Source organism: Calidithermus terrae (assembly GCF_003574345.1).
Taxonomy (GTDB): domain Bacteria; phylum Deinococcota; class Deinococci; order Deinococcales; family Thermaceae; genus Calidithermus; species Calidithermus chliarophilus.
Genome location: NZ_QXDL01000183.1, coordinates 1 through 8,375, shown reverse-complemented (window position 1 = coordinate 8,375; position 8,375 = coordinate 1). Strand labels below are relative to the sequence as shown.

The 8,375-nt window shown below is 74.6% G+C and carries 6 protein-coding genes; 4 read left to right on the top strand and 2 right to left on the bottom strand.

What is annotated here, in order from left to right; translation table 11 throughout:
• Positions 1-1,869 (top strand): DUF5682 family protein (locus Mterra_RS22490; protein WP_119316165.1); only part of this gene is annotated, 1,869 nt, incomplete at its 5' end.
• A complete protein-coding gene (locus tag Mterra_RS16545) occupies positions 1,866-3,047 on the top strand; it encodes a VWA domain-containing protein (protein WP_119316164.1) in 1,182 nt (393 codons plus the stop codon). The genes Mterra_RS22490 and Mterra_RS16545, both read left to right, overlap by 4 nt.
• Positions 3,048-3,296: 249 nt before the next feature.
• Here the strand turns inward: Mterra_RS16545 and tnpB are convergent, their stop codons facing one another.
• Positions 3,297-4,559, bottom strand: coding sequence for an IS607 family element RNA-guided endonuclease TnpB (tnpB, locus tag Mterra_RS16540; RefSeq protein ID WP_245971668.1), 1,263 nt, complete (start codon positions 4,557-4,559; stop codon positions 3,297-3,299).
• Positions 4,559-5,122 (bottom strand): IS607 family transposase, encoded by a 564-nt coding sequence (locus tag Mterra_RS16535; RefSeq protein ID WP_027893369.1) that lies wholly within the window; start codon positions 5,120-5,122, stop codon positions 4,559-4,561. The genes tnpB and Mterra_RS16535 overlap by 1 nt, the downstream gene beginning before the upstream one ends.
• On the opposite strand from Mterra_RS16535, the gene Mterra_RS16530 reads away from it, so the two are divergent.
• Entirely contained in the window at positions 5,088-5,816 is a 729-nt protein-coding gene (locus Mterra_RS16530) for a GNAT family N-acetyltransferase (RefSeq protein ID WP_119316162.1), read from the top strand. The two genes, Mterra_RS16535 and Mterra_RS16530, sit on opposite strands and share 35 nt — an antisense overlap.
• Before the next feature lie 174 nt (positions 5,817-5,990).
• Positions 5,991-8,294 carry a GAF domain-containing protein gene (locus Mterra_RS16525; protein ID WP_119316161.1) on the top strand — a complete coding sequence of 768 codons (2,304 nt, stop codon included), beginning with the start codon at positions 5,991-5,993 and terminating at the stop codon, positions 8,292-8,294.
• Positions 8,295-8,375: the final 81 nt, after the last annotated feature.

The following is an 8,375-nucleotide window of genomic DNA, read 5'->3' as shown; positions in this document are numbered from 1 at the left end:
GAGCCGGACCCCCCGGCCCCCGACCCCCTCAGCCTCCTGGCCCAGGCCGCCGGCTACGCCGACTTCGAGCGCTGGTGGAACCATCTGGTGGAGGAGCGCAGGGGCGGGGACGTGTTCGAGGCGGTGCTGGAGGCCATCTCCGCCCTGCGCGAGGGCGAGGACGGCGGGTTCGCCCTCCCCGACGACCCGCTCGAGCGGCTGCGCGAGGCCGCCATGCGCCAGAACGTCCGCGGCGCGCTGGAGGAGGGGCACCGGAGGGTCGCGGTCGTCTGCGGGGCCTGGCACTCGCCCGCGCTCGGGGAGAAGCCCCTGGCCTCGCTGCGGGAAGCCGACGCCGGGCTGCTCAAGGGCCTGAAAAGGGCCAGGGTCTCGGCCACCTGGGTGCCCTGGACCTTCGGGCGGCTGTCGCGCTCGAGCGGCTACGGGGCGGGCGTCGCCTCGCCGGGCTGGTACCAGCACCTGTGGGAGACCCCCGACCGCGTGACCGAGCGCTGGATGGCTAAGGTCGCGGCGCTGCTGCGCGAGAAGGACCTGGGGGGCAGCCCCGCGCAGGTGATCGACGCGGTGCGGCTGGCCGACGCCCTCGCCGCCCTGCGCGGGCGGGCCCTGCCCGGCCTCGACGAGATGGACGAGGCCGCCGAGGCCACCTTCGCCTTCGGCAACCCGGCGGTGCTGCGGCTCGTCGAGGAGCAGCTGACGGTGGGCGAGCGGCTGGGCGCGGTGCCCGCCGAGACCCCCGCCGCGCCGCTGCAGCAGGACCTCGCCCGCGAGGTCCGGCGGCTGCGCCTGACCCAGGACGCGGCGGTGCGCGACCTCGAGCTCGACCTGCGCAAGGAGATCGACCTCGCCCGCTCGCGGCTCTTCCACCGCCTGCGCCTGCTGGGCGTGACCTGGGCCCACCCCGCCCGCAGCAGCGGCAAGGGCACCTTCAAGGAGGCCTGGCAGCTCAAGTGGGAGCCGGAGTTCGCGGTCGCGCTGATCGAGGCGGGGCGCTACGGCCCCACCCTCGAGGAGGCCGCCGCCGGCAAGGTGGCCGAGCTCGCGGCGGGGGCGGCCCTGCCCGCGCTGACGGGGCTGCTCGAGGACGTGCTGCTCGCCGAGCTGCCCCGCGCCTCGACGGCGCTCATGAGCGCCGTCGAGGCCCAGGCCGCCCGGGCCACCGACGTGACGGCGCTGATGCGGGCCGTGCCGCCCCTGGCCCGCGTCCTGCGCTACGGCAACGTGCGCCAGACCGACACCGCGGCGGTGGCCCACGCCGTCGAGGGCATGGTGGCCCGCGTCTGCGTGGGCCTGCCCAACGCCTGCGCCGCCCTCTCCGACGACGCGGCGGCCGAGATGTTCGGGCACGTCGTGGAGCTGCACGGCGCCCTCCAGACCCTGCAGGACGCCGGCCAGACCGCGCTGTGGCACGAGACGCTGGGCAAGCTCGCGGGGCAGGTCACGGGCCACGGCCTGGTGGTCGGGCGGGCGGTGCGGCTGCTGATGGAGGCGGGGGCCTACGACCCCGCCGAGGTCGCCCGGCGGCTGGGGCTGGCCCTCTCCGACCCCGAGCCCGAGAAGGCGAGCGCCTGGCTCGAGGGCTTCCTCAAGGGCAGCGGGCTGATCCTCGTCCACGACGACGCCCTCTTCGGCCTGCTCAACGGCTGGCTGGCGGGGCTGAGCCCGGAGGCCTTCGTGCGGGTGCTGCCCCTGCTGCGCCGCACCTTCTCCACCTTCGAGGCCCCCGAGCGCCGCAGCATCGGGGAGAAGGCCAAGAACACCGGGGCCGGGGCGACGGCCCCCGAAGGCGGGGGCGACGCCGCCCTCGACGACGGGCGGGGCGCCAGGGTGCTGCCCCTGGTCGCGCGGCTTTTGGGGGTGCGAGCATGAACGCGAACGCGAATTCCGAACGCCTCAGGCGCTGGCGGCTGGTGCTGGGCGGCGGCCCCGCCGACGGCACCGGCTGCTTGCTGGGCGGCGACGAGGCCCGCATGGACGCGGCCTTGGCCCGGCTCTACGGCGGCGACGAGGGCGGGGGCGAGGAGGGCGAGCCCAACAGCCGCAAGGGCGGCCTGGGCAAGAGCCGCCCCGGCGTGGCCCGCTGGCTGGGCGACATCCGCGAGTTCTTCCCCAAGAGCGTGGTCAAGGTCATGCAGCAGGACGCCCTGGAGCGCCAGGGGCTGCGCCAGATGCTCCTCGAGCCCGAGCTGATGGAGGACCTCGCGCCCGACGTGCACCTCGCCGCCGACCTCATCGCCCTCAAGGACACCATGCCCGCGCGGGCGAAGGACACCGCGCGGCGGGTGGTGCAGAAGGTGGTGGAGGAGCTCGAGCGCAAGCTGGCCGAGCCCATGCGCAGCGCCGTCGCGGGCAGCCTCAACCGCTCGGCCCGCAACCGCCGCCCCAAGCACAGCGAGATCGACTGGCACCGCACCATCCGCGCCAACCTCAAGCACTACCAGGCCGAGCACAAGACCATCATCCCCGAGACCCGCATCGGCTTCGGGCGCCGGAAGTCGGCGCTGCGCGACATCGTGCTGTGCATCGACCAGTCGGGCTCGATGGGCTCGAGCGTGGTCTATTCGGGGGTGTTCGGGGCGGTGCTGGCGACGCTCAAGGCGGTGCAGACGCGCATGGTGGTCTTCGACACCGAGGTCGTCGATCTCTCCGACAAGCTGCAAGACCCCGTGGACCTGCTCTTCGGGGTGCAGCTCGGCGGGGGCACCGACATCAACCGGGCCCTGGCCTACTGCCAGACCCTGGTCAGCCGCCCGCAGGAGACCATCCTGGTGCTGGTCTCCGACCTCTACGAGGGGGGCAACCGGGCCGAGATGCTCAGGCGGGCGGCCGCCCTGGCGGGCTCGGGCGTGCAGGTGATCGCGCTGCTCGCCCTCTCCGACGACGGACGGCCGGCCTACGACCACGCCGTCGCCGCCGAGTTCGCGGGCATGGGCATCCCCAGCTTCGCCTGCACCCCCGACCTCTTCCCCGACCTCATGGCCGCGGCGATCAACAGGCAGGACCTCGGGCAGTGGGCGGCGGCGAACGGCATCGTCGTAGCCAAGTAAGGGCGCGGCCGCTGGGCCTCGCCCCGGGTCACACCCGCCGGCCCTTCCCCTAAGGAGGGCCGGCCTCTCCTGTATCATCGGGCCACCGGCCTTCCCGCACCCTGCCCGGCCGCGGGCACACTCACCGGGCCCCTCCGGGGTCACTGCGGCGGGGCTTGGGGAAGCGTTCCGTCGGACCACGGAGACCGTTGTCGAGAACGTGGAAAACGATTCCCGACATCCGCCCGTTGCCGGGCGGAGGCGCCGGTCTTACGTGCTTTCGCGCCGCCGGCTTCCCGCTTCCTCCGGGACCGCCCGCCTTGCGGCAGGTCTTACACCCCGTCCACGGGCGTTTAGCGTCTCCGGTCCACTCCCGGCGACGGCGGCCACCAAAGCCGCGAGGTTCAGCGCCGCGTTGTGGTCCCGATCCAGGACCAGACCGCAAGCATCGCAGCGGAAGGTGCGCACCCACAGGGGCAGCTTCTCCTTCACCGCCCCGCAGCGGGAGCAGCGCTTGCTGCTGGGGTAGAACCTTTCCGCCTTCAACAGATGGGATCCGTACCAGACCGTCTTGTACGCGAGCTGGCGCCGGATCTCCGCGAGGGAGGCGTCCGCCACGGCCCGCGCGAGGCGGCGGTTGCGCAGCATCCCGGCCAGGTTGAGCTCTTCCACCACTACGGTTCCATACCTGCAGGCCAGCCGGGTGGTGAGCTTGTGCAGGGCGTCCCGCCGGATGTTCGCCACGCGGGCGTGGGCGCGGGCCAGCCTCCACCGGGTCTCCTCGCGGTTTTTGCTTTCCGGCTTCCGCCGCGCCAGCTCCCGGTTCAGCCGGGCGAGTTTTCGGAGTGCCTTCTTGAGCGGCCGCGGGTTCGGCACCTGCTCGCCCGTGGAGAGGACGGCCAGGTGCCGCAGCCCGACGTCCAGCCCGACCGCGGCACCGGGGAGTCTGGGGGCCTTCGGCTCCCGCTCCACCTCGCAGGTGAAGCTCACGAACCACCGCCCGCCTTCCCGGCTCACCGTGGCCCGCAGGATCCGGGCCTTCTTCGTCTCGATCCTCTCCAGCAGCGCCGTCGTCGGCTCGTGCGTCCGCACCCGGCCGATTTTGGGCAGGACGACGTGGCTCTTGTCGTCTACCCGGATCGCCCCGGTGGTGAAGCCCACCGACTCCCGCCCCCGGCCCTTCTTGCGGAAGCGGGGGAAGCCCATCCGGCGGCCTTTGCGCCGACCCTTGCGGCTGTCGGACCAGTTCTCGAGGGCCTTGGCCAGGCCCTCCAGCCCCGAGGAGTAGGCCTCCTTGGAGTTCTCCTGCCACCAGGGGGCGACCGCCTCCTTCTGCCGGTTCCACTCCCGGCGCAGCGCGGGGAGCGTCCAGGGCACCTCCACCTCCTCGCCCCTGCGGCGGGCTTCAAGGCGCTCCTTGACCAGCGCCAGCCCCCAGTTGAAGGCGAAGCGCCGCGCCCCCACATGGGAGGCAAGCGCCCCCTCGGCGCGAGGGGAGGGATCGAGGGCAAACCGGTAGGCCTGATGCACCATCATGGCTCCATCGCCGCCTTCACCCCCCTTGCCGCCCTCTGCCTTGCAGAGCGACGGCCGTAGAGCCGGGCACAAAAGCTCGTCAGGACATCGATCATGTCCTGCGCCAGGTCATCTTTCACCTCGTCCGGCTCCACCACCAGCACGCGCCTTCCGCAGGCCGCGAGCGCGGCCTCGATATATTCCGACCCGAACCGCGCGAGCCTGTCCCGGTGCTCCACGATGATGCTCCCGTATTCGGGCGAGCGCAGCACCGAGATCAGGCCCTTGCGGTGGCCGTTCAGCCCGCTGCCCACCTCGGCGACTACCTTCGCCACCTTGATCCCCCTCTCCGCCGCGAACGCCGCGAGGCGCGCCACCTGGCGGTCGAGATCGGCTTTCTGGTCTGCCGAGGACACCCTGGCATACAGCACCGCACCGGCTTCCTTCCGCTCGGGCACGTCCACCAGGATGGTGCCCGTCGGCGTCTGGCGGGCGGGCACGGGGAGCTTGCCATGCTTCCACCACAGCCAGGCGGTTTTGTAGGAGATGCCGTTGGCCCGCGCCCACTCCGACAGCTTCAGCTCGGTCTACCTCGAGGGCGACCGGCCCGCCGGGGTGATCCTCGTCGCCCGGCGGGGCTGGACCAGCCGCGTGGCCGCGATGGGGGTCGCCAAGCCCTTCCGGGGCCGGGGGGTGGGCCGCCGGATGCTGGGGGAGGCGCTCGAGGAGGCCCGCGCCCGCGGGGACCGGCGGATGCTGCTGGAGGTTTTCGAGCAGAACCCCGCCGCGGTGCGCCTGTACCAGGCGGCGGGTGACGCGGAAGCCCGCCGCCTGCTGGGCTACGAGCGGCCCGCCGAGCCGGGCGAGGCCGCCGGCCTGGCGGAGATCGACCCGCTGGACTACGCCCGGGTCGCCGCCCGCGAGTACGAGCCGGACCTGCCCTGGATGCTGGCCCCCGAGACCCTGTGCGGCTGGGTGGCCCCGGCGCGGGCCTTCCGGCTGGGCGAGGCCGGCTCCGCGGGAGCGGCCTACGCCCTCGTGAACGACACCCCCGGCGAGAGCTTCCTGCTGTGGGGCCTGCTCGTGCCCGCGCCCGGGCGCCGGAAGGGCTGGGGACGGCGGATGGTCCGGGCCCTGGCGGCCCTGCACGGGGGCAAGGCCTGCCGGGTGGTGCAGGTCGTCCCGGAAGACCTCGCCCCGCAGTTCCTGGCCCGCCTCGGCTTCGCCCCGCTGCCGCTCAACCAGTTCGAGATGCGCCACGACCTCGGGGCGTGAGGGCGGCACCCGGCACCGGCCGCACCTCGTCCCCCTGCTGGGGCAATGGCGCCCCTTTCGCGCCCCGGTGTTGTGCGAAGACCACGGCCGACCGCGACAGCAGGGCGGTCTCGGGCACGGCACGGGCCTCGAGGGCCTCGAGCGGGCGGGCGCTAAAGGTACAATTGAGGCGCCGTGACCCTACTTCCCGACGACCTGGAGGCCCTGCGCCGCAGCGGCCTGCTGCTCGCCGTCGAGCTGTGCCCGCACCCCGCCTACCTGGGCACGGCGGCCGGGGCGACCTACGCCAACCGCCGCTGGCGCGAGGCGGTGGGCTGGGGGCCCGGCGACGCCCTGAGCAACCCCGAGCCGGCGGTGCACCCGGAGGACCTCGAGGCCTGGCGCGCCGCCTGGGGGGCCGAGGGGGCGGCCCAGGCCGAGCTGCGGCTGCGCCAGGCCGGCGGGGGGTACCGCTGGCACCTGGGGCGGGCCGAGCCGGCGCCCGGCCAGGGGGCGGCCCCCGCCCGCCTCGCCACCTTCACCGACGTCCACGCCCACCGCGTGGCCGAGGAGCGGCTGGGCCGGCTGCAGGCGGCGACCTCGAGCCTCTCCGCCGCCCGCACCCTGGCGGAGGTGCGGCAGGTGCTGCTGGGCGAGGTGCTGGGGGCGCTCGGGAGCAACGGGGGCGGCCTGCGGCTCATCACGCCGCAGGGGCTGGCGCTGGAGGAGCACGTGCTGGGCACCCACGCCGGCGCCGAGACCGCCCGGCGCTTCGGCCTCATCCCCCTCGACGCCCCGCACCCCGCCGCCGAGGCCGCCCGCACCGGCGAGCCCGTCTTCCACCGCGACCGCCGGGAGGTCCTCGAGCGCTACCCCCACCTGGCCGGGGACCTGGCGCGGGTCAGCCTCGAGGGCAACGCCCACCTGCCGCTGCGGCGGGGGGAGGAGGTGTTCGGGGTGTTCTCGCTGAGCTTCGCCGAGCCGCGGGGCTGGGACGCGGGCGAGCGGGCCTTCGCCCTGGCCCTGGCCGACCGGGCCGCCACCGCCTACGAGCGCGCGCGGCTGTTCGAGGAGGAGCGCCGGGCCCGCCGTCGGGCCGAAGCCCTCTACGCCGTCACGGCGGCGCTGGCCGCGGCGGCCGACCCCCTGGAGGTGGTCCGCACGGCGGTGGCCCGGGCCACCGAGGCGCTGGGCGCGCTGTGGGGCTCGCTCTACCTCGCCCGCCCCGAGCAGGGCGAGCTCGAGCACGCCGCCGCCTACGGGCCCGAGTTCGCCGCCCGCGAGGCCTGGCGCCGCATCCCCGTGGGGGCGGGGGTGCCGGTGGCCGAGGCCTTCCGCGCGGGCGAGCCCCGCTTCTTCTCCTCCCTGGCGGAGGTCGGGCGGAGCCACCCCGACCTGCTGCCCGCCCTCCAGGGCAGTGGTTTCGCCGCCGCCGCGCTGCTGCCCCTGCGGGCCCACGGCGAGGTCCTGGGGGTGCTGTCGCTGGTGTTCGCCGAGCCCCAGGCCTTCGCGCCCGGGGAGCGGGGCTTCCTCCAGGCCCTCGCCGCCCAGGCGGCGCAGGCCCTCGAGCGAGCGCACCTCTTCGAGGGCCTGCGCCGGTCGGAGGGGCGCTTCCGGGCGCTGGTGAGCCAGAGCAGCGCGGGGATCGCCTGTGCCGGCCTCGACGGGCACCTGACCTTCGCCAACGCCGCGCTGTGCGCGATGCTCGGGCTGGAGCCCGAGCAGGCGCAGGGGCGTTCGGTGTGGTCGCTGCTACACCCCACCGACCTCCCGCAGAGCCAGCGGCTTTACGAGCGGCTGCAGCAGGAGGGGGCACCCTTCGAGCACGAGCTGCGTGTGCTGCGCCCGGACGGCTCGGCGCTGTGGGTCAAAGCCAACGTGTCCCCCCTCTTCGGGCCCGGCGGCGAGGTCGAGTCGAGCGTCGCGGTGGTGGTCGACATCAGCGAGCGCAAGCGCTCCGAGCACGAGCTCGAGCAGCGCGTGGCCGAGCGCACCCACGACCTCGAGACCTTCACCCGCAGCGTGGCCCACGACCTGCGCTCGCCGCTGCGGCAGATGGAGGGCTTCGCCCAGGCCCTGCTGGAGGACTACGCCGCGCGCCTCGACGAGCCCGGCCGGCTCTACCTGCGCTCCATCGCCGGGGCCGCCGCCCGGCTCGACGCCCTCACCCAGGACCTCCTGGCCTACGCCCACCTCGCCCAGCAGGACCTCCACCTGGGGCCGGTCGACCTCGAGGCGGCGCTGCGGGACGCCCTGGCCCAGCTTCGCCGGCAGGCCCGCCTCGAGGGCCCTTTCCCGGCGGTGCGGGCCCACCCCTCCGCGCTGGGTCAGGTGCTCTCCAACCTCCTCGACAACGCCTTCAAGTTCGTCCCCCCGGACCGCCCGCCCGAGGTTGCGGTCCGGGCGCAGGCGCAGGGGGAGTGGGTGCGGGTGACGGTGGAGGACAACGGCATCGGGGTGGCCGAAGCCCACCTCGAGCGCATCTTCGAGCCTTCTTGAGCGGCCGCGGGTTCGGCACCTGCTCGCCCGTGGAGAGGACGGCCAGGTGCCGCAGCCCGACGTCCAGCCCGACCGCGGCAC